Below are 22,980 nucleotides of genomic sequence, written 5' to 3'. Positions count from 1 at the left end.
CAGCGCCCTTTTGTTTTGTTGATACAGCAGCGATCAGCTGTTTTCTTCACGCTGTTCGTCGACCATGGCTTTCAGCTGATCGGCCGGCAGGTAGCCGCGCAGCAGCTGGTCGCCCAGAACAAAGGTCGGTGTGCCCGAAATCGCCAGGTTTTGCGCCAGGGTGCGGGTGCGGCGCAGCTCTTCTGTGACGGCCTCGGTGTCCATTGCGGCGATAATCGCATCCGCATCCAGCGAGAGCCCGTCGGCCAGGCGGCGAAGGGTGATTTCGTTGGGCTCTCCGCCCATCGCGATCAGGGCGTCATGCACCTGTTCATAGGCGTCGTCGCCCGCCACCTGCTTGGTCGCCACCGCAAAGCGCGAGGCAAAGACAGAGGCTTCGCCAAGGATGGGAAATTCCTTGATGATCAAGCGGATGTTCCCATCGGTCTGCAACAGCTTGGCAACCTCGGGGGCGGCCTTGCGGCAATAGCCACAGCGATAATCCATGAATTCGACCAGGGTGATATCGCCTTCGGGGTTGCCACCAACCCAAGAATAGCCGTCATTGTACAGCGCTTCCATATTGGCCGTGACCATGGCTTCATCGCGGTTGGCCTCTTGTGCGGCCTGCTGTTGTTCCAGCAGGTTGACGGCCTCAATGATGACGTTGGGGTTTTCCATCAGATAGGCACGCACCTCTGCGCCAAAGGCCGCGCGTTCATCTTTGGACATGGCACCCAGATCAAAGGCCTGCGCCGGCAGGCTGCCCAGCCCCAGTACCAGGGCGGTTGTGGCCCCAGTGACCCCGCGTGAGAGAGATTTCATCGTCGTTTCCTTTTCTGACTTTGTTCATAGGCCACCAAGACATCCTGGGCCCGCCGCCAAGTGGCAGAACCACGCGGCAAGAGGGCGGCGGCACGTTTGGCATGCAGGCCTGCATCTTCCATACGCCCGGCAAGGGCATAGCGTTCGGCGGTTACCAAGGCTGCCATTCCGTTTTGACCGGTCTTGGCATAGGCCTGTGACATATCCCGCAGCAAAAGCGTATTGCGAAAATCCAGATTGCGGGATTTTTCCATCGTCTTCAGAGCTTGGCGGGGCGCTCCGGCGGCGAGCTGCGCCCGCCCATAGTTGGCCAGAAGCAGCGCATCCGACGGGGCCAGCTGCACCGCCCGTGCCAGACTATTTTTGGCGGCGTTCCAGTTACGGTGTTCAAACAGAATCTGCCCCTTAAGATCATGGTAAAAGGCATCGTTGGGCCGGATTGCCAGGGTCCCATTGATCGCGCGCAGCGCCTTTGACAGATCGCGGCGTCGGTGATGGGCAATGGCTTCGCGCATCAGCTGGATGTCTTTATGGCTCTCACCCGTGGCGCGACGCAGGCTCCATTTCGGCGCGCGCGTAAAGGCGGATAGCTTGCCGCGTAGCCGAGCAAACCAATAGTCTGCCTGCGGGGAGGGATCGGGGGCGGCACCGGCCGCGGCAACAAAGGCCTTGGCGGCGCGAATCCGATCCCGGCTAAGCGGGTGCGAACGCATGTAGGGATCCTGGTGGGCGGCGCTCAGAACCTCTTGTCCGGCAAAGAGCTGGTGCACATCGATCAGCCCCTGGGGATTGATCCCAGCCGCCTTGAGATAGCTGGCGGCTGCCCGATCAGCCGAGGATTCTTCGGCGCGGGTATGGGACAAAAAGCCCCGCAGTGCAGAGGTCTGGCTGCCAATGGCAATTCCCGCTGCGGCCTCGGGGGCGCCACTCGCTGCGGCCAGGGCGGCAAGCGCCAAGCCAAGCCCCGCCGCCGATCCGGCAGAGCGCATGTTCTGCATCCGCCGCGCCAGATGGCCATTGCTGATATGGGCCGCCTCATGGGCGATCACCGCTTGCAGCATCTCGGGGCTGGTGGTTTTGAGGATCAGGCCAGAATGCAAAAAGATCGTCCGGCTGTCCAAGACAAAGGCGCTGAACTGTGAATCGTTCACCACCAACACACGCACCCGTTTTGCATTCAACCCGGCGGCCTGCAGCACAGGCGCAGCCAGTCTAGACAGGCCCTGTTCGATATCCGCATCCCGCAACAAGGTGATAGAGGCCGCCTGCACTGCGGCAGCGGTATACAGCAGGGCACAAAACATCAGGGTCGGGATTGACGCCAGGCGGGAGAAACGGTCAAAAGTCATGCGCGCACCATGGGAGATGAGCATGCGAAACTCAAGTCGGTCAAACGTTGATCCCTTCATTGTGATGGATGTCATGGAGGCCGCCCGCCAGGCCGAAGAAAAGGGCCGCCACATCATCCACATGGAGGTGGGCCAGCCGTCAACTGGTGCGCCAATGGCGGCGCGGCGCGCTCTGGCGGATGCGCTGGAAAACAATGCCTTGGGCTATACCGTGGCGCTGGGGCTGCCCGCCCTGCGCCAACGCATCGCGCAGCTCTATGGCGAATGGTACAATGTCGATCTGAACCCAGAGCGGGTGGTGGTGACACCGGGCTCTTCCGGGGCGTTTCTGCTCAGCTTTACCGCGCTGTTTGACAGCGGAGACCGGGTTGGTATTGGCGCGCCGGGCTATCCGTCTTATCGCCAGATCCTCAAGGCGCTGGGGCTGACCCCGGTGGATATTGAAACGGCGCCTGAAAACCGGCTGCAGCCGGTGGCAGCCGATCTGGCCGGGCTTGATCTGGCGGGGCTGATGGTCGCGTCGCCCAACAACCCCACCGGCACCATGCTGGACCATGCCGCCATGGGGGGCCTGATCGACGAGACGCAGGCCCAGGGGGCTGCCTTCATTTCCGATGAAATCTACCACGGGCTAGAATACGAGGCCAAGGCGGTCACCGCGCTGGAGCTGACCGACGACTGCTATGTGATCAACTCCTTTTCCAAGTTTTTTGCCATGACCGGCTGGCGCGTCGGCTGGATGGTGGTGCCCGAAGATCACGTGCGGGTGGTCGAGCGGCTGGCGCAAAACATGTTTATATGTGCACCGCATGCCAGCCAGGTGGCCGCCCTTGCGGCCTTGGACAGTCAGGATGAGATGCGCGAAAACCTAGCGGTTTATGCGCGCAATCGCCAGTTGATGCTTGAGGGGTTGCCCAAAGCGGGCTTTGACAAGATTGCGCCGCCGGACGGGGCGTTTTATGTCTATGCCGATGTGGCGGATCTGACCTCTGACAGCCGCAGCTTTGCGGCGGAAATTCTTGAAAAGGCTGGGGTTGCCGTGACGCCTGGGCTGGACTTTGATCCAGTGCGCGGCGCGACGACACTGCGGTTTTCCTATGCGCGTTCAACCGAAGATATTACCGAAGGGTTGGCGCGGCTGGCCCAATTCATGGCTACGCGCGGCTGAAATCCGCGCGCGGTAACGCCGGGCGCAGGGCTGCTGTGCTTGCGCCGCGTTCTGGCATAGGGTGCAGCCATGAAACAGAGAAAGCAGAGCATGGGAAAAGGCAGATTGAAGGCGTTCTTGATGGCAGCGGTGCTGGCCTGCATGGGGGCTGGCAGCAGTGGCTTGATGATGTCGGAGGCCCGCGCACAGGAGGCCGCTGCCGGGCAGGTCTTTAGCGGCCTGGCCCGCGTCGATCCCGCCGTTTCGCGCATTGCCGATGCGGGATCTGGCGCTGATATTCGCCTTGGGCTAAGCCAGGGCGTGCCCTATCGGCTGTTTACCCTGGATGGGCCGCCCCGGTTGGTGTTGGATTTTCAAGAGGTCGACTGGACAGGGCTGAAATCTGACGAGCTGCTGTCGGGGGCGCAGATTACATCGGTCAAGTTTGGTACCTATGTGCCGGGCTGGTCCCGCATGGTGCTGGCCCTGTCCAGGCCGATGGCGGTAGAGGCTGCGGCGCTTGCGGTGGATCCGGTGACATCTGCGGCGGTGCTTGAAATTTCGCTGAAGCCAAGCGATGCGGAAGATTTTGCCAGAGTATCAGGGGCGCCACATGATGCACGCTGGGATCTGCCGGTGCCGCAGGCCCTGGATATTGCACCGCAACGAGATGAAAACGCCCCCCTTTTGGTGGTGCTTGATCCCGGTCATGGCGGTATTGATCCCGGTGCCGAGGCGGCAGGGGGGATTGTTGAAAAGGATCTGATGCTGCAATTCGCGCTGGAGCTGGGCGAGGTTCTGGTCCGATCCGGTCAATTTGCAGTGCAGGTCACCCGCGATGGCGACTACTTCGTCTCGCTAGAGCGGCGCACGGCGCTGGCCCATCAGGCTGGGGCGGATTTGTTTATCTCGCTGCATGCGGATTCCCTGACCCAGGGCCACGCGCAGGGCACAACCGTCTATACTCTGTCAGCCGAGGCAACGGATGCGGCCTCGGCCAGCCTGGCCGAACGCCATGACCGGGCTGATCTGCTGTCGGGCACCGACCTGAGCCATACAGATGACAAGGTGGCCGGAGTGATGTTGGATCTGGCCCGGCAGGAAACCCAGCCGCGCAGCATTGCCCTGGCGCAGGCGCTGGTGGCAGGATTGCAGGCGCAGGGCGGTCCTCTCAACCGCAAGCCACAGCGCTCGGCCGGTTTTTCGGTGCTGAAGTCGGCTGATATCCCGTCGGTTCTGGTTGAAATCGGCTTTCTGTCTAGCGACCGCGACCTGGCCAACCTGCAGAATCCTGCCTGGCGACGCCAGACTGCGGCGGCAATCTTGAAGGGGTTGATCGATTGGCGTATCCGGGATGACGCGCAGCGCGCCCTGGTCCGGCAATAGCCGCACCAGTCTAGATGTGATCTTTGGGGTCTCTGCGGTGGTTTTTCCCCCTTCAATGGCGTTTTTCCGCTGTTTGGGCTTTTGACCCCGCGCCTGCGGGCTCCTATATAGGCGACACCTCGCGAGAAAGGCCGCATCCGTGCTCAGGTTTATACTATCCTTCTTTGGATCCATCTTTAGTACCATCACCCTTGGCATTGCCATGGTGGCGCTGACCCTTGGGGCGGTATTCTGGATCTATGGTCGCGACCTGCCCAGCCATGAATCCCTGTCGCAGTACCAGCCGCCCACCATCAGCCGGATCTATTCGGGCGAGGGGCGGATGATTGACGAATTTGCCAAGGAACGGCGCCTTTTCACCCCGTCAACGGATATTCCCGACCTGGTGAAACAGGCCTTCATCTCGGCCGAGGACAAGAATTTTTATAGCCACCATGGCTATGATGCTCGCGGTATCGCCGCCGCTGCCTTTGAAGCGGTGCGTTCGCGTGGGGATAATGTGCGCGGGGCCTCGACCATTACCCAGCAGGTGATGAAAAACTTCCTGTTATCCGGCGACCGCCGGGCCGCGCGCAAGATTAAAGAGATCATCCTCGCCACCCGACTGGAGGAGACGCTCGACAAGGAACGGATTCTGGAACTCTATTTGAACGAGATCTTCCTGGGGCAGAACTCCTACGGTGTGACGGCTGCGGCGCAGACCTATTTCAACAAAACCCTGGGCGAGCTGGCCCCACATGAGGCGGCGGCGCTGGCCTCTATGCCCAAGGCTCCGTCGGATTATCACCCGGTGCGCCAGAAGGAACGCCTGCTGGCGCGCCGCAACTATGTGCTGCGAGAGATGCGCGAGAACGGCTACATCTCTCAGGCGGTGTATGACGTGGAAGTCCAAGAGCCGCTGCGCTCGGTGCAGAATGGTGATTTCCCCAGTTTCCGCGCCACCTTGCCGCCGCGCGACTATTTCTCGGATGAGATTCGCCGCCAGTTGTCGGAAAACTTTGGCGAGGGGGAATTCTTCACCGGCGGACTCTCAGTGCGGGCCACCATTGATGTCGAGATGCAGACCGAAGCGGCAGATGCGCTGCGCACCGGCCTGCAGAAATACGACCGGTCGCGCGGGGTCTGGATTGGCACTGGCGTGACCCTGGAAGAGACAGACCTGGCGGATGAAACCAGCTGGCGCGAGGCGCTGTCGTCCGCAGAGGTCCCGCGCGACATCACCCTTGGCGGCAAATGGCTGCCAGCGGTTGCGCTGGAGGTCGGCGACAAGGCCCTGGTCGTTGGCGTTGAAGGCGAAGAGGGCACCGGCGAGGTTCCGCGCGATGATATCAAGTGGATGAAGGGCAGCTTCAAGGATAATATCAGCCGTGGCGATGTGGTGCTGGTGCGCGCTGTGCGCGCCGAAGACGGCAGCCTGAAACACTGGTCCCTGCGGCAGGTGCCAGAGGTGCAGGGCGGCTTTGTGGCCATGGATGTCAACACCGGAAGGGTTCTGGCGATGCAGGGCGGGTTTTCCTACCAGCATTCGGTGTTCAACCGCGCCACCCAAGCGCAGCGGCAGCCGGGCTCCAGTTTTAAACCCTTTGTCTATGCGGCCGCGCTGGACAGTGGCTATAGCCCGGCGACCATCGTGGTGGATGCCCCGATCGAGATCAACACCCCGCAGGGGCTGTGGCGCCCCAAGAACTCTTCCAACAAGTTTTATGGCCCCACACCGCTGCGCACCGGGATTGAGCGGAGCAGGAACCTGATGACCATTCGTCTGGCACAAGAGGTCGGTATGCCGGTGGTTGCAGGCTATGCGGAACGCTTTGGCGTCTATGATAATATGGGGGCTTTCCTTGCCAACTCGCTGGGGGCGGAAGAAACCACCTTGTATAAAATGGTGGCGGCCTATGCGATGTTTGCCAATGGCGGCGAGCGGGTGCAGCCGACCTTGGTGGACCGGGTGCAAGACCGCTATGGCCGCACCATCTATCGCCATGATGATCGTGACTGCGTCGATTGTTCCGCCCCGGGCCTGGCAGCGGGGCAGGCACCGCGTATTATCACCAACCGCGAACAGGTGATGGATCCGATTACAGCCTATCAGCTCAGTTCTATGATGAAGGGTGTGGTGGATCGCGGCACGGCCTCTAGCGTGATCGACCTGCCGGTGCCGACGGCGGGCAAGACCGGAACCACCAATGATTCCCGCGATGTCTGGTTTGTTGGGTTTACCTCCAATATCGTAGCCGGCTGCTATATGGGCTTTGACCAGCCACGGCCCATGGGCCGCGGTGCCTATGGCGGCACCATGTGTGGCCCGGTTTTCCAGCAATTCATGAAGGTCGCGACTGAGAAATTTGGCGGTGGCCCGTTTGAGGTGCCTGAGGGCGGTCATTTCATCAAGATCGACCGCTACACAGGCGCGCGCCTGCCCGACAGCGCCTCTGGCGCCCATGTGGTGGCAGAGTATTTCCGCGACGGAGCCGAGCCGATCTTTGGCCTCGCCTTTGACGGTGGTTTTGCGATGGGATCGGATCTGCCGCTTCTGGAAGAGGTGCAACAGTCTGGGCGTCAGGTCACCACTTCAAGCGGTGGGACTGCGGTTCTGGGCCCCAAGGCCACCTTTGGCACCATCACGTCGGGTGGGCAGTACTAGCGGCAGAGGGGTAGGCTAGCCCGCCTGCGCCTGCCTGGGCCTGTGCAGTTTTTGAGCCTCCGGCGGAGGTATTTAAGGTAAGATGAAGATGGCCGCGGCAGGCACTGTTGGGCGGTAGGGCATAAGGCCCTGTTCTGTCTGCTCTGGCATGTACTTCAAAAGGCTGTACTGGGCCGGGAAAGGCGCGCGCTGTCGCGAGACAGGCTGTCCTTGTCAGGGCTGGCGATCTGGGGATGTTACCATCCTGGCCGGGGCGCGAATCATTGCCGTCAGCATATTGGGCTGTCACCACCTGTAGGTTTGAGCTGCTGTCAGCATTTTTGTTGGTGGCGCCGGTATGATGCTATTGCTGTGGGATCGGTTGCCTGGGCTGAGGTCATTGCGCAAGCGGGCTGCAAAGGTCCCATTGCGTTGAGGTGTGGGGCGCCAGGCTTCATCGCGGGCTTGCGGGGGGCAGTCGGCATAGCCACCTGTCGGGTTTTGCTAGGTCATGGCACCGAGGGGGCGGTTTGAATTCCCTCATCCGGGGGCGGCGCGCTGCTTGCCCGCAGGGGCCGCGTGGTCTATCACCCTTGCTTGATACGTAGTTCAAGGACATGACATGCGCGCTGAAACCCAAAACACCGTGGCCGAGATCGAGAAGTCGCTGGAGCTTCTGGCTCAGCGTCTGAATTGGGAAACGGCCGAGTATCGCCTGGAAGAGTTCAATGCGCGGGTCGAGGATCCCAATCTGTGGGATGATGCTGAGGCGGCGCAGAAACTGATGCGCGAGCGGCAGAGCCTTGTCGATGCCATTGATACCTATAAGGGCATCAAACAGGATCTCGCTGACAATATCGAGCTGATCGAACTGGGTGAGATGGAAGAGGATGGCGAAGTCATCGCGGATGCCGAAGAGGCGCTGAAGGCGCTGAAGGAGACGGCGGCGGAGAAAGAGCTTGAGGCCCTGCTGGATGGCGAGGCTGACAGCAATGACACCTTCCTTGAGATCAATTCGGGTGCCGGGGGCACCGAGAGCTGCGACTGGGCCTCTATGCTGGCGCGGATGTATGTGCGCTGGGCTGAGAAGAAGGGTTATAAGGTAGAGCTGCAATCCGAGAGCGCGGGCGAAGAAGCGGGTATTAAATCAGCGGCTTACAAGATTTCTGGCCATAATGCCTATGGCTGGTTGAAATCTGAAAGCGGCGTGCATCGTTTGGTGCGTATCTCGCCCTATGACTCGGCTGCCAAGCGCCATACCTCGTTCAGCTCTGTCTGGGTGTATCCGGTGGTGGATGACAATATCGACATCGAAGTGAACCCGGCGGATATCCGCATTGATACCTATCGTTCCTCTGGTGCGGGCGGGCAGCACGTAAACACCACCGATTCTGCTGTGCGGATCACTCACCACCCCACCGGGATTGTGGTGACCAGTTCGGAAAAATCGCAGCACCAGAACCGTGATATTGCCATGAAGGCACTGAAATCGCGGCTGTATCAGCAAGAGCTGGACCGGCGCAATGCTGCCATCAACGAGGCACATGAAAACAAGGGTGATGCAGGCTGGGGCAGCCAGATCCGGTCTTATGTCCTGCAGCCCTATCAGATGGTCAAGGATCTGCGCACCAACCATGAAACCTCGGATACCAAGGGCGTGCTGGATGGCGATCTGGATGGCTTCATGGCGGCAACCCTGGCGCTGAACGTGGCAGGCAAGAGCCGCTCTGAAGCGCAGGGCGATTAGGGCCAATCTGGCGCGGTGTGGCGCAGGGGTTTGCCCTGGCACAGGTTTGGGTGCGACTTGGCGGGCGTGAGGGAACTCTTGCGCCCGTTTTATGTGTCAGGGGCGCGCTGTCAGCGCGGCGGCGCATCCTACTGATTTTAGTGAAAATGAAAGCTGCATCGCGGGTGCGGCTTTTCAGGCGCGCCTTTGCCCGCTAGGCTGATTTCGTAATAAATCAGGAGCAGAACTGCAATGTACGACCCCTATGGATCCGCGCAAGAATTGGTGCGGCAGCTCAACACTGGTGCCCTGAGCGCAGTAGAGGTGATGCAGGCGACACTGGATCGGATCGAAGCGCTGAACCCCGGGCTGAACGCCGTTGTTGCCCTGCGCCCGCGCGCCGAATTGATGGCCGAGGCTGCAGCTGCGGATCAGGCGACAGAGCGCGGCGCGCTGCACGGGCTGCCCCTTGCAATCAAAGATCTGGCCAATGTACGGGGCATTGCCTCGACCCAGGGGTCGCCGTTGTTCAAGGATTTCATCCCTGACGCGGATGAACTGTTCGTGGCGCGGCTGCGGGCGGCGGGGGCGATTATGATTGGCAAGACCAATACCCCGGAATTTGGCCTTGGGTCGCAGACCTTCAACCCGGTCTATGGCGCCACGGCCAATCCCTATGATCCGGCGCGCAGCTGTGGCGGATCGTCGGGCGGGGCGGCGGTGGCGTTGGCGGCCGGGCTGGTGGCGCTGGCGGATGGATCTGACATGATGGGCAGCCTGCGTAATCCGGCGGGCTGGTGCAACGTCTACGGGTTTCGCCCGACCTGGGGCTGGATCCCGGCAGAGCCGCAGGGCGATCTGTTTCTACACCCGTTGTCCACCGTGGGGCCGATGGCGCGCAGCCCGCAGGACATTGCTCTGTTGCTGGATGTGATGGCGGGGCCGGATCCGCGCCAACCGCAGGCGCGGGGCAGTTCTGCCACCCTGCCGCTGCCGGATGCCAAGCCGCAGCGCATCGGCTGGCTGGGCGATTGGGGCGGTGCCTTCCCGATGGAGGCGGGCATCCTGTCGACCTGTACGGCCGCACTAGAGGATCTGAGCGCGCTGGGCCACCGGGTTGAGCCCGTGGCACCGCCCTTTCCAGCAGAGCAGATCTGGCAGTCCTGGATCACCCTACGCTCTTTTGCTATAGTGGCGGGGCTGCGTCGGTTTGATGACCCGCAGCGAGCAGCGCTGAAAGACACCGCCATATGGGAGCTGGAGCGCGGCCTTGCTCTCACGGGGCAGCAGATTCAGGCGGCCTCTGATATTCGATCCGATTGGCAGCGCCGGGCGATCGAGCTGTTTCAAGACTTTGATGCGCTGGTGCTGCCCACGGCGCAGTGCTGGCCCTTTGCGCTGACCCAGGACTACCCTCGCGAGGTCGCAGGCACAGAGATGGACAGCTATCATCGTTGGATGCAGGTGGTCACTCCGGTTAGCCTGCTGGGGCTGCCCTGCCTGGCGGTGCCTGCTGGCTTTGGTGCGGCGGGGTTGCCGATGGGGCTGCAAATCTTTGCGCGGCAGGGGCAAGATCGCCAGTTGCTGGCGCTGGGGCAGGCCTATCATCAGGCAACCAGCTGGCCACAAAAGTCGCCACCACCAGAGCCCGCGCCGAACGGCTGATGCGGCCAAAGTCCCACAGTCCAGGCCGATAGAGAACAGATCTTCTGGGGAGGAGAACACAGATGGCGGAAAAACCCTTTGGCCTGCCAGAGCTGCGGCCACTGCAGGCGGATATTCTGAAACAGGCGCTGGTCTGTGGCTGGCAGGATTTTTGTCGCAAACCCGCCTATGGGCTGTTTTTTGCCGGGGTCTATGTGGCAGCGGGCTGGCTTATGAGTTGGATCACCCTGCAAACAGGCACCACCTTTTGGCTGGTGCTTGCGGCCATTGGCTTTCCGCTGATTGGCCCCTTTGCCGCCGTGGGGCTCTATGAGGTGTCGCACCGGCTGGAGCAGGGCGAACCGATGAACCCCGCTGCCATTCTGGGGGTGATCCTGCATCAGAGCCGCCGCCAGTTGCCCTCTATCTGTGCCATCGTCATTGTGGTTTTTCTGTTCTGGTTCTTCCTTGGCCACATGATTTTTGCCCTGTTTCTGGGGCTGACAACGATGACCAATATTTCCAGCTCGTTAGAGGTGTTCTTGACAGCCAATGGCCTGATGATGCTGGCGGCTGGCAGCCTGGTTGGTGCGCTCTTTGCGCTGCTCCTCTATATGATTACGGTGATTTCCCTACCGCTGTTACTGGACCGGGAGGTGGATTTTGTCACTGCAATGATTGCCAGCTTTACCTATGTGCAGCGCAATTTCCTGCTGATGATGCTTTGGGGGCTGGGGATCGCGGTCTTGACCTTTGCGGCGCTGTTGCCGGGGTTTGCCGGGTTGTTCCTGGTTCTGCCGCTGCTGGGGCATGCAACCTGGCATCTCTACCGATTGATCGCCCACTGACCGCTGCCCCGACGTGCCAGGGCGGCGGGTCAGTAAAATGGATCGTCCGGGCGCAACAGGTGGCGATGATAGGGTTGCAGATCCGCGGCATCGGCAAAGCCTGTGCTGCGGGCGGTATTCAACGCCGGCCCCATTTCCTGGCCCAGATGTTCATAGACCACGCGGGTGACCCGCTCTCCGCTGCTATCGCGTACGGTGCGCGCCGCATAGCCAAGCCAGAAGTTATTCTCAATCGAGCTGATCCGCGCCAGATAGTTGAAAGAATAGGTCATCGCATTGCGCCGCGAGATGACAAAGGCGACGCCATCTTCATGCGCGGTTACAAGGCCGCGAAACTCGCGCATCCTGGGCGTTTCCGGCAGGCCCTGAAAGCGCATGGCTTCGCGGGACTCATAACCTTTGATGAATGTGGCTGAGGTGCCTGAATGGAAAACATAGACCAGACCAATGATGAATTTTTCACTGTGAATAAAACTGCGCCGGGTAAAGCGGTAAAATCCGGTTGGGAACATGGTCTCAGTTAGCTGAGAGATACCATGGCCCAGAAAATCGGCGAGAAAGGGGCTGTCCAGTACCACCGGTTGACGCCCGATTGTGTCTACTGGCTCAAGCAGGATGCGCGCATCCACGTTAAAGAAGGCGCAGATCCGGTCCAGTGTATCTGGGCGCGGAAAGCTTTCGCCGGACATGTAGCGGTTAAACTGGGTTCTGTTGATCTCTAGGCGGCGGGCCAGTTCAGAAATCGACGGATAGTTTTGCGCCAGCTGACGCAGATTTGTGCCAAACATATTGCGCAACTGTACTGGCGACCGGATCTGCTCGCCATCGGTCTGGTCTTTTCCGTTGTGGCGGTCTGGCATCTGGCGCTGTGTGTCCTGTTGCTGTTGGGGGCTGATGGATACGAGGTTGTGACATCCTGGTTCAATTCTGTGTCAGGAGATTAGCCGGGGTGACACAAAAAGCAATGGTTCGACGCAGTTTTGACGATGTTAAATCCCTTCATTTGCAGCACACTTGATCTACCCAAGATACGAGGTCCGAAATGATTGGAATGGTTCTTTGGAGTGATGCTGCCGCCGGGAAAGCTGTTATCTGGTGTGAAGACCAAGGAGACCTCGCCTTCTATACCCATCGGGGCGCCTGTGAAGACTGCGAATTAGGGGTGGGCGATTGGGTGAGCTTTGAGTTGACCCTGGTTTCTGATCTGCGTTTGGCGCGCGATGTCCAGGTTCTAAAGGAACCTGGTTGCCCAGAGCTTGTCGCCGATCTGGTTGCTTGCGGGCGTGGTGGCATGTCCCTGCCTGCAGATGACGTCGTTGCATCGTCGGGACATCACAGCCTGGATATTGCGGTCTGCGATGCAGGGCAGGACGGCTTTCCGCTGCCGCCGACGTCCTGGTCGCGGGGGGCCGCTCTGGCTTGCGACGACCCGAAGGTAGTGCGCTTTCCCACTCGGCAGATCAGACGGCGGCGCAGCGCCTGACGGCTATCCGGGTGCTTGATGCGCTGGATCGTAGCTGCCATAGCCCCAATGAAAAAGGCCAGTCCGAAGACTGGCCTTGATACTGGAAAAGGCAGCGGTCGCCGCGTCTCAGCTACCGCGCAGCAGGGCGGCAACGCCGGTGCGTGCCACTTCGGTCAGGCCCAGCGGGCGCATAAGATCAGCAAAGGCATCGATTTTTTCCGGCGCGCCGGTGATCTCAAAAATAAAGCTGTTCAGGGTGCTGTCGACGACATTGGCGCGGAAGATATCGGCCAGACGCAGGGCTTCGACCCGCTTGTCACCATCGCCCACCACCTTGAAAATCGCCAATTCTCGCTCAACCGAGTCACCCTCAACCGTGAGGTCATGCACCTCATGTACCGAGACGATCCGGCCCAGCTGCGCCTTGATCTGTTCGATTACCTGCGGCGTGCCGGTTGTGACGACGGTAATGCGTGACATATGGCCGGTGTGATCAACCTCGGCGACAGTCAGGCTTTCGATGTTGTAGCCGCGCCCGGAAAACAGGCCGATCACACGGGCGAGTACGCCGGGTTCGTTTTCGACCAGAACGGCCAGGGTGTGTCTTTCTTCCTGGTCGGAAAAGGTTGGGCGTAGGTTATAGGCAGAATGCCGGGTAGAGCCTTTTTTGATGTGTAGGGCAGACATTGATGTCCCTTTCTAAAATTCATGCCATGGGGCCTATGGGCCTCGAAGGGCGGCCAACGGGGGCCAAACTGGACGCCGGGCGTGATCGCCCGGCGCTTGTGGTGAATGGCAGGCCTAAACCAGAACCGCGCCGCCAGCCTGGATGGCGCCCTTGGTGTCGGCCTCTCCCATCAGCATTTCATTATGGGCCTTGCCCGATGGGATCATCGGGAAGCAGTTTTCGTGCTTTTCCACCAGGCAATCAAAGATCACCGGGCCATCGTGGGTGATCATCTCCATGATCGCATCGTCCAGATCTGCCGGGTCTGAGCAAATGATGCCCTTGGCACCAAAGGCCTCGGCCAGTTTCACAAAATCGGGCAGCGATTCAGACCAGGAATGGCTATAGCGCTCCCCGTGCAGCAGTTCCTGCCACTGGCGTACCATGCCAAGGCGTTCATTATTGAGGATGAACTGTTTCACGGGCAGGCGATACTGGGTGGCGGTGCCCATTTCCTGCATGTTCATCAACCAAGAGGCCTCGCCGGCGACGTTGATCACCAATGCATCCGGATGCGCCATCTGCACCCCGATAGAGGCCGGGAAACCATAACCCATGGTGCCCAGGCCACCAGAGGTCATCCAGCGGTTGGGGTCTTCAAAGTTGAGATACTGCGCCGCCCACATCTGATGCTGGCCCACTTCGGTGGTGATATAGCGGTCATGGTCCTTGGTCAGGGCCTCCAACCGCTGCAGGGCATATTGCGGCTTGATGGTTTTTTCCGACCCGGCATAGGCTAGGCAATTGACCTTGCGCCATGCGCTGACTTGTTCCTGCCATTTGGCAATGGCCTCGCGGTTGACCTTGCGGCCACGCGACTTCCAGACTTTCAGCACATCTTCGAGCACATGGCCCACATCGCCGACGATAGGAATGTCGATGCGGATCACCTTGTTGATCGAAGAGGGGTCGATGTCGATATGGGCCTTTTGCGAATTGGGGCTGAAGGCGTCGATGCGGCCAGTGATGCGGTCATCAAACCGGGCGCCTATATTGATCATCAGATCGCAGTCGTGCATCGCCAGGTTGGCCTCATAGAGGCCATGCATCCCGAGCATGCCCAACCAGTTGTCGCCCGAGGCCGGATAGGCACCAAGCCCCATCAAGGTCGAGGTGATCGGAATGCCGGTGGCATCGACCAGTTCGCGCAGCAGCTGACAGGCGGCGGGACCAGAATTGATAACGCCGCCGCCGGTATAGAATACGGGCCGCTCTGCGGTCTCAATGGCGGCGACCAGTTCGGTGATCTCGGCCATGTCGCCCTTGACGGTCGGCTGATAGCGCGAGCCGGTTGGTTTTGCCGACTGATAGGTGCCGGTGGCAAACTGCACATCCTTGGGGATGTCGATCAACACTGGTCCGGGCCGACCCGAGGTGGCCACATGGAAGCCTTCGTGCAGGGTCGCGGACAGCTTGTCGGTATCTTTCACCAACCAGTTGTGTTTGGTGCAGGGGCGGGTGATGCCAACGGTGTCGGCCTCTTGGAAGGCGTCAGAGCCGATCATGAAGGTTGGCACCTGGCCAGTAAGCACAACTAGCGGAATGGAATCCAGCAGCGCATCGGTCAGCCCGGTCACCGCATTGGTTGCCCCAGGCCCCGAGGTCACCAGGACAACGCCCGGCTTGCCAGTGGAACGGGCATAGCCTTCGGCGGCATGCACGGCGCCCTGTTCGTGACGCACCAGAATGTGGCGAATGTCATTTTGCAGGAAAATTTCGTCATAAATCGGAAGTACGGCGCCACCGGGATATCCGAAGATTGTGTCCACGCCCTGTTCCTTCAGGGCTTCGACTACCATTTTTGCGCCGGTCATTTCACGTGTCATCTGCTTTTTGCTCCAATTGGCGGCATCGTCCATTACGCATAAAAAAAGCCTCCGCTTATTCAAGGGGAGGCGCATGGGTTTGATTGTGGTCTACCGTTACCGGCCCATGCGCTTGGTTCCTACAATTACGACTAGGCTGGTCATGGCCAGGCTCTCCCTGTGTGCTGCTGTACTACGTTGCAGCGGACATTATGTCTGCTGGAACGGGGCGTCAACAGGCAAAGACACCGAAAAATAGCTGTTTTGGGACATTTTGTTGCGTATATTTAGTTTTTTTTGTAATTAGTGAAAAAATACGCAGACTATTTCGGCGGAAAACACCTGAGCCGGGTTAAAACTCGTGCCCGGTACCCTGCAAAACGCCGTGTTCCAGGGCATAGCGGGTCAGGCCGGCAGTAGAGGAAATGCCCAGTTTGCGCTTGATGTTCTTGCGGTGGGTTTCGACCGTGCGTACCGAGATATCCAGGGTTAGCGCGACTTCCTTGTTGGATTTCCCCTGCGCCAGTTCAAGCAGAATGGTCTGTTCGCGCCCAGTCAGGGCCTCGCGTGTCTCGCCATCTTTGGGTTTGAGCGAGCCTTCCGCCCCAGTACAGAGATAGCGCTCTCCGCGCACCACCGCATCAATCGCCTGCTTGATCTCGTCGGTGGGTACATCCTTCAGGATATAGCCCATGGCCCCATGGCTCAGCGCGGTTGAGATATATTCGGGGCTGTCATGCATCGACAGGATCACGATCCGGGTTTCGGGCAGGCGCTCCAGGATCATCTCGGTGGCGCTCAACCCGCTAAGGCGCGGCATGTTAAGATCCATCAGGATAACATGCGGGGCCAGGGTGACTGCCTGTTCCACCGCTTCGACCCCATCCACGAGGCAGGCCAGAACCTCGATGTCGTCATAGCTTTCGAGAATGGACTGGATGCCTTCGGCCACCATGGGGTGGTCATCGACGATCAAAACGCGCGTTACATCAGTCATGTCTTTTCCTTTGGCCTCTACCTGGCCGCTGGCAGCGGTATCGTCAGTCGCCAGCCCAGAGCTGGTGACATCAGGATGATTTGATCTGCGGCTCATCATTCAGGCTTTCCCCTAGTACCAGCAGGTGCCAGCAGATGGCTCAGGGGTAGGATGGCTTCGATCATTGTGCCGCTCTGGGTGCCACGTGATGACAGAATGCGTAAGGTGCCGTCAAGCTGCTCTATGCGTTCTTGCATGTTGCGTAGGCCAATGCCCGCCCCGGAACGATCCTGTTCGGGGGGCAGGCCGGTACCATTGTCAGAGATCCGCAGCGTCGCCCCCTTGGCATGGCCGCGCAAATCCATCGACATCTCTGTGGCGTCTGCATGGCGCTCGATATTCATCAGGGCCTCTTGGGCAATCCGGTACAGCGCGATCTTGGCCTCGGCATCCAGTCGGTTGCGAAACACCACCGTGCTGAAGTTGGAGGTAATACCCGTGCGCTGGGCAAAATCATCTGTCAGCGCCTGCAGCGCCGGCCCCAGCCCCAGATCATCCAGCACCCCGGGCCGCAGATCACGGCTGATCCGGCGCACTTCGGTGATGGCGGTGGCGAGGTTCTCGATCCCTTTGTCCAGGGGCGGGAGGGCGCGCTGCAATTCGCCACGTTTGAGCTGTCGGCTGGCCGTGTCGAGTGTGTAGCGCACGCCGACCAGGATCTGGCTGATGCCATCGTGCAATTCGCGCGCCACTCGGCCGCGCTCTTCCTCCTGGGTGTCAAAAACCCGCTGGGTCAGCTCTTTCAGTTTCACATCGGCAAGGCGGCGTTCGCGGATGTTCAGCACCATGCCCGAGGCAAAGACAATTATCAGCGCCGCTAGCGCGATTGCGCCTGTATAGAAGAATGTGCGCTGCACCCGCGATTCCACCTCGGCGCGGGCGGTTGCAACCGTGGCCAGCACATCGTCGATAAAGACGCCGGTGCCGACGGCCCACTGCCAGTCTTGCAGGCCGACAACATAGGCGATCATGCGCGCTTCTTCCCCGGTTGAAGGTTTTTGCCACATAAAGCTATGCCAGCCCGCCCCCTGTCGGGCCAGGCGGATGAATTCATCCACCACCGGGGTGCCCTGGCTGTCCTTCAGGCCAGTCCAGTTGCGGGTGATGAACTCTGTCTGACGCGGGCTGACAAGATTGGTGCCGTCGTAATCATAGACAAAGAAGAACCCATCGGTGCCATAGATCATCGAAGACAGGATCTGCGTGACCTGTTGCTTGGCCTCTTCATCGTCAGGTGCGGCGCGGCCATAGATGAAGGAAAACCCGTTGCGCGCCTGGGTCACATAGTTGCGCAGTTCGGCCTTTTTGGCCGCCAAGAGCTGCTGTTGCAGCGCCTGAATTTCCCGCTCGGCAGAGCTGCGCGACTCAAAGGCGATCAGGAGGGCAATTGCCGCCACTGCAACCACAAGCGGCAGCGTGGCCAGAATCGAGAGCTTCTGTGCGTAGTTCGGTCGAAAAATCATGCGAAAATTGGCCATGCGCCGAATCGTTACGCAATCTCGCTACCGAATCAAAGGTCTGGCTTTGGCATTTTGCTATGTTGCCTCGTGAATTCGCGACGGATTCGCAAAAATCGATGGCCCAGCATTCAGGAATGGCCAGTTTTTGCACCGCCTACGCAGTACTAGGTATTCACAAGCGCCATTCCGTCGCTAGGCTGACGCCACTCGAAAAGATCCGTTCGGCAAAAGCCGGACATAGGGACTACTTATGGGAGGAGCACTATAATGGATCGTCGTTCTTTTTTGAAAACCTCTGCGCTGGGCGGGACCGCCGCAGCTGCAACCACTCTGGCCGCACCGGCATACGCACAGGGTAAACGCACCCTGACCATGGTCACCACCTGGGGCCGCGGTCTGGCAGGCGTGTTTGACGCCGCTCAGCGCGTTGCCGACAATGTCACCGCCATGTCCGATGGTCAGCTGACCGTTGACATCAAAGCCGCCGGTGAACTGGTTGGTGCGTTTGAAGTGTTTGACGCGGTATCCTCTGGTCAGGCCGATATGTATCACGGCGCCGACTACTACTTTGTTGGTCAGCACCCAGGCTATGCCTTCTTCACCGCCGTGCCCATGGGCATGACCGCGCAGGAACTGGCCAACTGGTACTACCAGGACGGCGGCATGGAGCTGCACGACGAGCTGGGCCAGATCTTTGGTCTGAAATCCTTCCTCGGCGGCAACACCGGCGCCCAGGCTGGCGGCTGGTTCTCCAAAGAGATCAACAGCCCCGAAGATTTCAACGGTCTGAAGTTCCGTATGCCTGGCCTCGGCGGTAAAGCCCTGGGTAAACTGGGTGCCTCCGTTCAGAACATCCCCGGTTCCGAAGTGTATCAGGCGTTGTCCTCTGGTGCCATCGACGGCACTGAGTGGATCGGCCCCTGGGCGGATGAAAAAGCCGGTTTCCAGGAAATCACCAAGACCTACTACACCGCCGGCTTCCACGAGCCAGGTGCTGGTCTGTCGGTTGCGACCAACCGTGACGTCTTTGAAAGCCTGTCGCCTGCGCATCAGAAGATCATCGAAATCGCCTCTGGTGAATGCCACCAGTGGAACCTGACACAGTTCCTGGCCAACAACGGTGCTGCGCTGCAGCGTCTGCAGGCTGGTGGCGTCAAGGTCATGGAATTCCCTGACTCCGTCTGGGATGCTTTTGGTGCGGCTTCGAAAGAAGTCATGGACGAAAACATGGGCGACGAGCTGTTCAAGAAAATCTACGACAGCGCCATGAAGTCGATGAAGTCTTCCTCCGGCTGGCAGAACCTGTCGTCCGGTGTGTACACCGCACAGCGCGACCGCGTTCTGGGCTAATCGCCCCTGACGCATCTTTTGGACCCCCCGCCGGGCGCGGGGGGTCCCTTTTTCATTTTTGCCGCAGGCCAGAAGGCAGGGGTCATTCCCATAGGATGCTCATGCTGAGCAAACCGCGCCTCGAACCCGCCGCATGCAATCATCCGAGGGAACAATGCAGGACGACACAGGCATTTCCTTTTTCGGCGCTCTGTTCAACGGCCTGATCTGGCTGGTCCAGAACATCGCCGGCGCCTTTTATAATTTCGGCTACGCCGTAACCCACCCGCAGCTCTGGCTTGATTGGTCTGACAAGACCTCGATCATGCGCTTTGTTTACTATGGCGGCTCGGTCGAGTTCTTTTTTGTGGTCTTCACCCTGTTTCTGATCCTGACTGCGATTGGCATCTATCGACGCCAGTTCATGTGGGGCATGGTGCGGGTGCTGGAAGGCTTTGCCAATGGCATCGGGCGGTTCTTTGCCTGGGCTGGTCTGATCATGGTGATCCAACAGATCATCATCGTCTTTATGCAGCGGATCTTTGCGCGCCCAGACATGAGTTTTGGTCTTGGCATCGCGGTTGAAAAAGACATCAGCTGGTTTGCCGAAGAACTGAAGCTCTACAATGCCTTGGTGGTCTGCCTTTGTGTGACCTACACCTTTGTGCAGGGCGGACATGTGCGGGTGGATCTGATCTATTCCGGCATCAGTTTCCGCGCCAAGAGAGTGGTCGACATGGTGGGGTCGCTGATCTTCATGATGCCAGCGGCCGTGCTGACCTGGATGTATGGCTGGTACTTCCTGTGGCGCCACCTCATCGTGCCCAAGCCTTCGGCCTCTGACAGCCTGGAACGCCTGGTAATGAAGGCCCGCGCGCTGCGCTGGAACGTTGAAACCATCGGCTTCAGCCCGAATGGCTTTAACGGTTACTTTCTCTTCAAGATCTTGCTGGTGACATTCGCTGGCATCGTCTTTGTGCATGCTGCTGCCTTCTTCTATCGCTCCCTTTTGGAGTTCATCGAAGGACAGGGCAGTGAAAATAAATACCTCGACAAGGATACCCTTGGAGAGGGCGAAGAAGCCTATGAAGGCGCTCATTAACCTAAGGGACAGCTGATATGCTATTCGGTCTTGATGGCGTCGAACTCGGCCTGATCATCGTATTCCTATGCCTTTTCGGAGGCATCCTCTCCGGCTTCCCGGTGGCCTTTGCCATCGGCGGTGCTGGTATCATCTCCTTCGGGATCATCGCGGCGCTGGATAGTGCCGGGCTGCTGATCCACCAAGCCATTGATACATCGTCCGCAGTGTATCAGGATCTGGTGAACAGTGGGGTGAAACCCGATGTTATTTCGGTCTTCCGCTATCCGGAACTACCACGCATTGCAGAACCTGTCTTTATACAGGGCTGGGAATATGCGATGGACCGCAACGTTTCCTTCATCGTGAACCGGATGAACGAACGGGTTCTGGCGGGGGCATCTATTGAAACCCTGCTGGCGGTCTTGATGTTCGTTCTGATGGGGATCACCCTGGAACGGTCAAAAATCGCCAATGACCTGTTGACCACAATGGCGCGGGTCTTTGGCCCACTGCCCGGTGGTCTGGCGGTTTCAATTGTTGTGGTTGGGGCCTTCCTTGCCGCGTCTACCGGGATTGTTGGGGCAACCGTGGTGACCATGGGCCTGCTGGCTCTGCCCACCATGCTGCGCAACAACTACTCGCCAGAACTGGCAACCGGGGTCATCGCGGCCTCTGGCACATTGGGGCAGATTATTCCGCCGTCAATCGTGATCGTTCTCTTGGGCACTCTGGCGGGGGATCTCTACTCTACCGCGCAGGAAAACCGCGCGATGGATGTCGGCTGTTCCGACGCCCTGACCTATCTGGGGGAACCCGCTGTTGTTTCGGTGGGCACATTGTTCCAGGCGGCGCTGTTGCCGGGGATTATGCTGGCGTTGCTCTATGCGCTCTATGCCTTTGGTTATGCGATGCTGAACCCGGAAAAGGCTCCGGCTGTGGCGCTGGAAGCCAGCTCGAACGAGCCGGTCACCCGAAATGAGGCCCTGCTGTGGTTCCTCGGCGCACCTGCTGCCATCATCGGTGGTGCCATGCTTCTGGGGTCTTTGGGGGTGATCGGGTCACAGAACGTCACGATTTCGGCCTTTTCGGACGCCGGGCAAACCGCGTCGCTGCGGACCAATGTGGGACCTGACTGTCAGGCCGCCATGATCGACCTGCACGGCCAAGAGGCCTGGGATGCAGCTATTGCGGAACAGGTGGCGATTGAAGCCGCTGGCGGGGTTGCCCAGGCAACCAAGCTGACAGAGGAAGAGTTCGCCCAGGCCCAGGTCGACAAGATTGCAAATGCCGCGCCAATTGGCACTGGGATTACCATTCTTGTGGTTATGCTGGGGCTTGTGCTGGCAATCGGTCGCGGTGTGGCTCCGTCAAGGGATGTCAAACCACTGATCCTGGGGGCGATTGGCCTGCTGCTGGTTCTGTTGGTTGATGTGCTTTTGGTGGCACCAACGACGACACCAGGTGTAACAGTGCTGCTGCTTGCGCTTCCTGCTGTGCTGGCGCTTTATGGCGCCCGTGAAGCCGCGGCGCGATGTGCCCGGAATGACCTGATCCGGGTGGTTTTCCCACCGCTGGTTCTGATTGTTGCGGTGCTGGGTTCTATCCTGGGTGGCATTACCAACCCGACGCCGGCAGCGGCGCTTGGGGCCGGTGGTGCGATCATGCTGGCGGCCTATCGTCGCCTGCAGGATGAGGGGCGTTCTGGCAAGATCATCATCTGGGCGACCCTTGCCGTGATGGTTGCAATCCTGATCGGGGTGAACTTTGATCTGCGGATCAACCAGGAAAATGTCAGCTTTGAAAGCTGGATTGCTTTCTTCTTCGCCTATGGTGCCTATCTTTATGCGCTCTTTGGTCTGCTCTATGGCTGCTGGGTGTTGTTCAAAGGTGGCGTGCTGACCCCAGTGGTGCGGGAAACTGCCAAGGTGACCTCTATGGTCTTCACCATTCTGATCGGCTCTCAGCTGCTCAACCTGGTGGTGATTTCCTTTGGTGGCGAACACTATATCCAGCAGTTCCTGAAGAGCTTTGACAACGAGCTGACGGTCTTTCTGATCGTTATGATAGTGCTGTTCTTCCTTGGGTTTGTGCTCGACTTCCTTGAGATCATCTACATCGTGATCCCGATTGTTGGGCCGGTTATCTACGGCGGGTCGTTTGATCCCAAATGGGTGACGATCATGGTGGCGGTGAACCTGCAGACCTCCTTCCTGACCCCGCCCTTTGGCTTTGCGCTGTTCTATCTGCGCGGGGTGGCACCAAAAGAGGTGACGACGGGGCATATCTATCGCGGGGTTCTGCCCTTCGTGCTGATCCAGGTGGCTGGTCTGGCGATCCTGTGGTTCTTCCCATCGATCGTGACCATCGTGCCGGCCTTGATCCCGAACTAACCCTGTCCAGCAGGTTTGACATGACTAAAAGGGCCCCGGAAGGGGCCCTTTTTCTATGCCATATGTGGTGGCCCAGATACCGCGCGGCATGCCGCACCACAGAGCGGCACAGGCAGCCCTGTTCCACCCCCATGGGAAGTGGCCAGCGAACAGATAA

17 protein-coding genes are annotated in these 22,980 nt (G+C 59.4%); 10 read left to right on the top strand and 7 right to left on the bottom strand.

What is annotated here, in order from left to right; translation table 11 throughout:
* Window positions 1-33 precede the first annotated feature (33 nt).
* Window positions 34-804, bottom strand: a complete 771-nt coding sequence (locus LRK71_RS14150) for a DsbA family protein (protein WP_232404474.1) — start codon at window positions 802-804, stop codon at window positions 34-36.
* Window positions 801-2,177: a M48 family metalloprotease gene (locus LRK71_RS14145; protein ID WP_232404473.1), complete on the bottom strand. Its 1,377-nt coding sequence runs from the start codon at window positions 2,175-2,177 to the stop codon at window positions 801-803. The genes LRK71_RS14150 and LRK71_RS14145 overlap by 4 nt, the downstream gene beginning before the upstream one ends.
* On the opposite strand from LRK71_RS14145, the gene LRK71_RS14140 reads away from it, so the two are divergent.
* The 6 genes from LRK71_RS14140 (at window position 2,176) to LRK71_RS14115 (ending at window position 11,527) form a co-directional block, all read left to right on the top strand.
* Window positions 2,176-3,321, top strand: coding sequence for a pyridoxal phosphate-dependent aminotransferase (locus LRK71_RS14140; protein ID WP_232404472.1), 1,146 nt, complete (start codon window positions 2,176-2,178; stop codon window positions 3,319-3,321). The two genes, LRK71_RS14145 and LRK71_RS14140, sit on opposite strands and share 2 nt — an antisense overlap.
* Window positions 3,322-3,462: 141 nt before the next feature.
* A complete protein-coding gene (locus LRK71_RS14135) occupies window positions 3,463-4,686 on the top strand; it encodes an N-acetylmuramoyl-L-alanine amidase (RefSeq protein WP_408636008.1) in 1,224 nt (407 codons plus the stop codon).
* Between the two features lie 139 nt (window positions 4,687-4,825).
* Window positions 4,826-7,330, top strand: coding sequence for a penicillin-binding protein 1A (locus tag LRK71_RS14130; protein WP_232404470.1), 2,505 nt, complete (start codon window positions 4,826-4,828; stop codon window positions 7,328-7,330).
* A 601-nt stretch (window positions 7,331-7,931) separates the two neighbouring features.
* The gene (gene prfB, locus LRK71_RS14125) at window positions 7,932-9,056 is read left to right on the top strand and encodes a peptide chain release factor 2 (RefSeq protein ID WP_232404469.1); all 1,125 of its coding nucleotides are present in this window, start codon (window positions 7,932-7,934) and stop codon (window positions 9,054-9,056) included.
* Between the two features lie 231 nt (window positions 9,057-9,287).
* Window positions 9,288-10,700 (top strand): amidase, encoded by a 1,413-nt coding sequence (locus LRK71_RS14120; RefSeq protein WP_232404468.1) that lies wholly within the window; start codon window positions 9,288-9,290, stop codon window positions 10,698-10,700.
* A 62-nt stretch (window positions 10,701-10,762) separates the two neighbouring features.
* The gene (locus LRK71_RS14115; protein ID WP_232404467.1) at window positions 10,763-11,527 is read left to right on the top strand and encodes a DUF2189 domain-containing protein; all 765 of its coding nucleotides are present in this window, start codon (window positions 10,763-10,765) and stop codon (window positions 11,525-11,527) included.
* Between the two features lie 29 nt (window positions 11,528-11,556).
* Here LRK71_RS14115 and LRK71_RS14110 read toward each other — a convergent pair whose 3' ends face one another.
* Window positions 11,557-12,315, bottom strand: coding sequence for a helix-turn-helix domain-containing protein (locus LRK71_RS14110; RefSeq protein WP_232404560.1), 759 nt, complete (start codon window positions 12,313-12,315; stop codon window positions 11,557-11,559).
* A 631-nt stretch (window positions 12,316-12,946) separates the two neighbouring features.
* Here LRK71_RS14110 and LRK71_RS14105 point away from each other — a divergent pair.
* Window positions 12,947-13,090, top strand: a complete 144-nt coding sequence (locus tag LRK71_RS14105; RefSeq protein ID WP_232404466.1) for a hypothetical protein — start codon at window positions 12,947-12,949, stop codon at window positions 13,088-13,090.
* Window positions 13,091-13,118: 28 nt separating this feature from the next.
* On the opposite strand, the gene ilvN is transcribed toward LRK71_RS14105, so the two are convergent.
* From ilvN to LRK71_RS14085, 4 genes are all read right to left on the bottom strand, one after another.
* Window positions 13,119-13,679, bottom strand: a complete 561-nt coding sequence (gene ilvN, locus LRK71_RS14100) for an acetolactate synthase small subunit (RefSeq protein WP_232404465.1) — start codon at window positions 13,677-13,679, stop codon at window positions 13,119-13,121.
* Window positions 13,680-13,793: 114 nt separating this feature from the next.
* On the bottom strand, window positions 13,794-15,545 hold the full coding sequence (locus LRK71_RS14095; RefSeq protein ID WP_232404464.1) for an acetolactate synthase 3 large subunit: 1,752 nt from the start codon (window positions 15,543-15,545) through the stop codon (window positions 13,794-13,796).
* A 331-nt stretch (window positions 15,546-15,876) separates the two neighbouring features.
* On the bottom strand, window positions 15,877-16,521 hold the full coding sequence (locus tag LRK71_RS14090; protein ID WP_232404559.1) for a response regulator transcription factor: 645 nt from the start codon (window positions 16,519-16,521) through the stop codon (window positions 15,877-15,879).
* 95 nt (window positions 16,522-16,616) lie between these two features.
* Window positions 16,617-18,038: a cache domain-containing protein gene (locus tag LRK71_RS14085; protein WP_232404463.1), complete on the bottom strand. Its 1,422-nt coding sequence runs from the start codon at window positions 18,036-18,038 to the stop codon at window positions 16,617-16,619.
* A 249-nt stretch (window positions 18,039-18,287) separates the two neighbouring features.
* Here LRK71_RS14085 and LRK71_RS14080 point away from each other — a divergent pair, with 249 nt between their 5' ends.
* The 3 genes from LRK71_RS14080 to LRK71_RS14070 all read left to right on the top strand — a co-directional run bounded on the left by LRK71_RS14080 (window position 18,288) and on the right by LRK71_RS14070 (window position 22,823).
* A complete protein-coding gene (locus tag LRK71_RS14080; protein ID WP_232404462.1) occupies window positions 18,288-19,370 on the top strand; it encodes a TRAP transporter substrate-binding protein in 1,083 nt (360 codons plus the stop codon).
* Between the two features lie 154 nt (window positions 19,371-19,524).
* Window positions 19,525-20,451: a TRAP transporter small permease subunit gene (locus LRK71_RS14075; protein ID WP_232404461.1), complete on the top strand. Its 927-nt coding sequence runs from the start codon at window positions 19,525-19,527 to the stop codon at window positions 20,449-20,451.
* Between the two features lie 17 nt (window positions 20,452-20,468).
* Window positions 20,469-22,823: a TRAP transporter large permease gene (locus tag LRK71_RS14070; RefSeq protein WP_232404460.1), complete on the top strand. Its 2,355-nt coding sequence runs from the start codon at window positions 20,469-20,471 to the stop codon at window positions 22,821-22,823.
* Window positions 22,824-22,980 lie beyond the last annotated feature (157 nt).

It is taken from the genome of Pseudophaeobacter flagellatus (assembly GCF_021228235.1).
In the GTDB taxonomy this organism is placed as follows: Bacteria; Pseudomonadota; Alphaproteobacteria; order Rhodobacterales; family Rhodobacteraceae; genus Pseudophaeobacter; species Pseudophaeobacter flagellatus.
The sequence above is the reverse complement of the archived record's forward strand: the minus strand, read 5'-3'. Positions and strand labels throughout refer to the sequence as shown.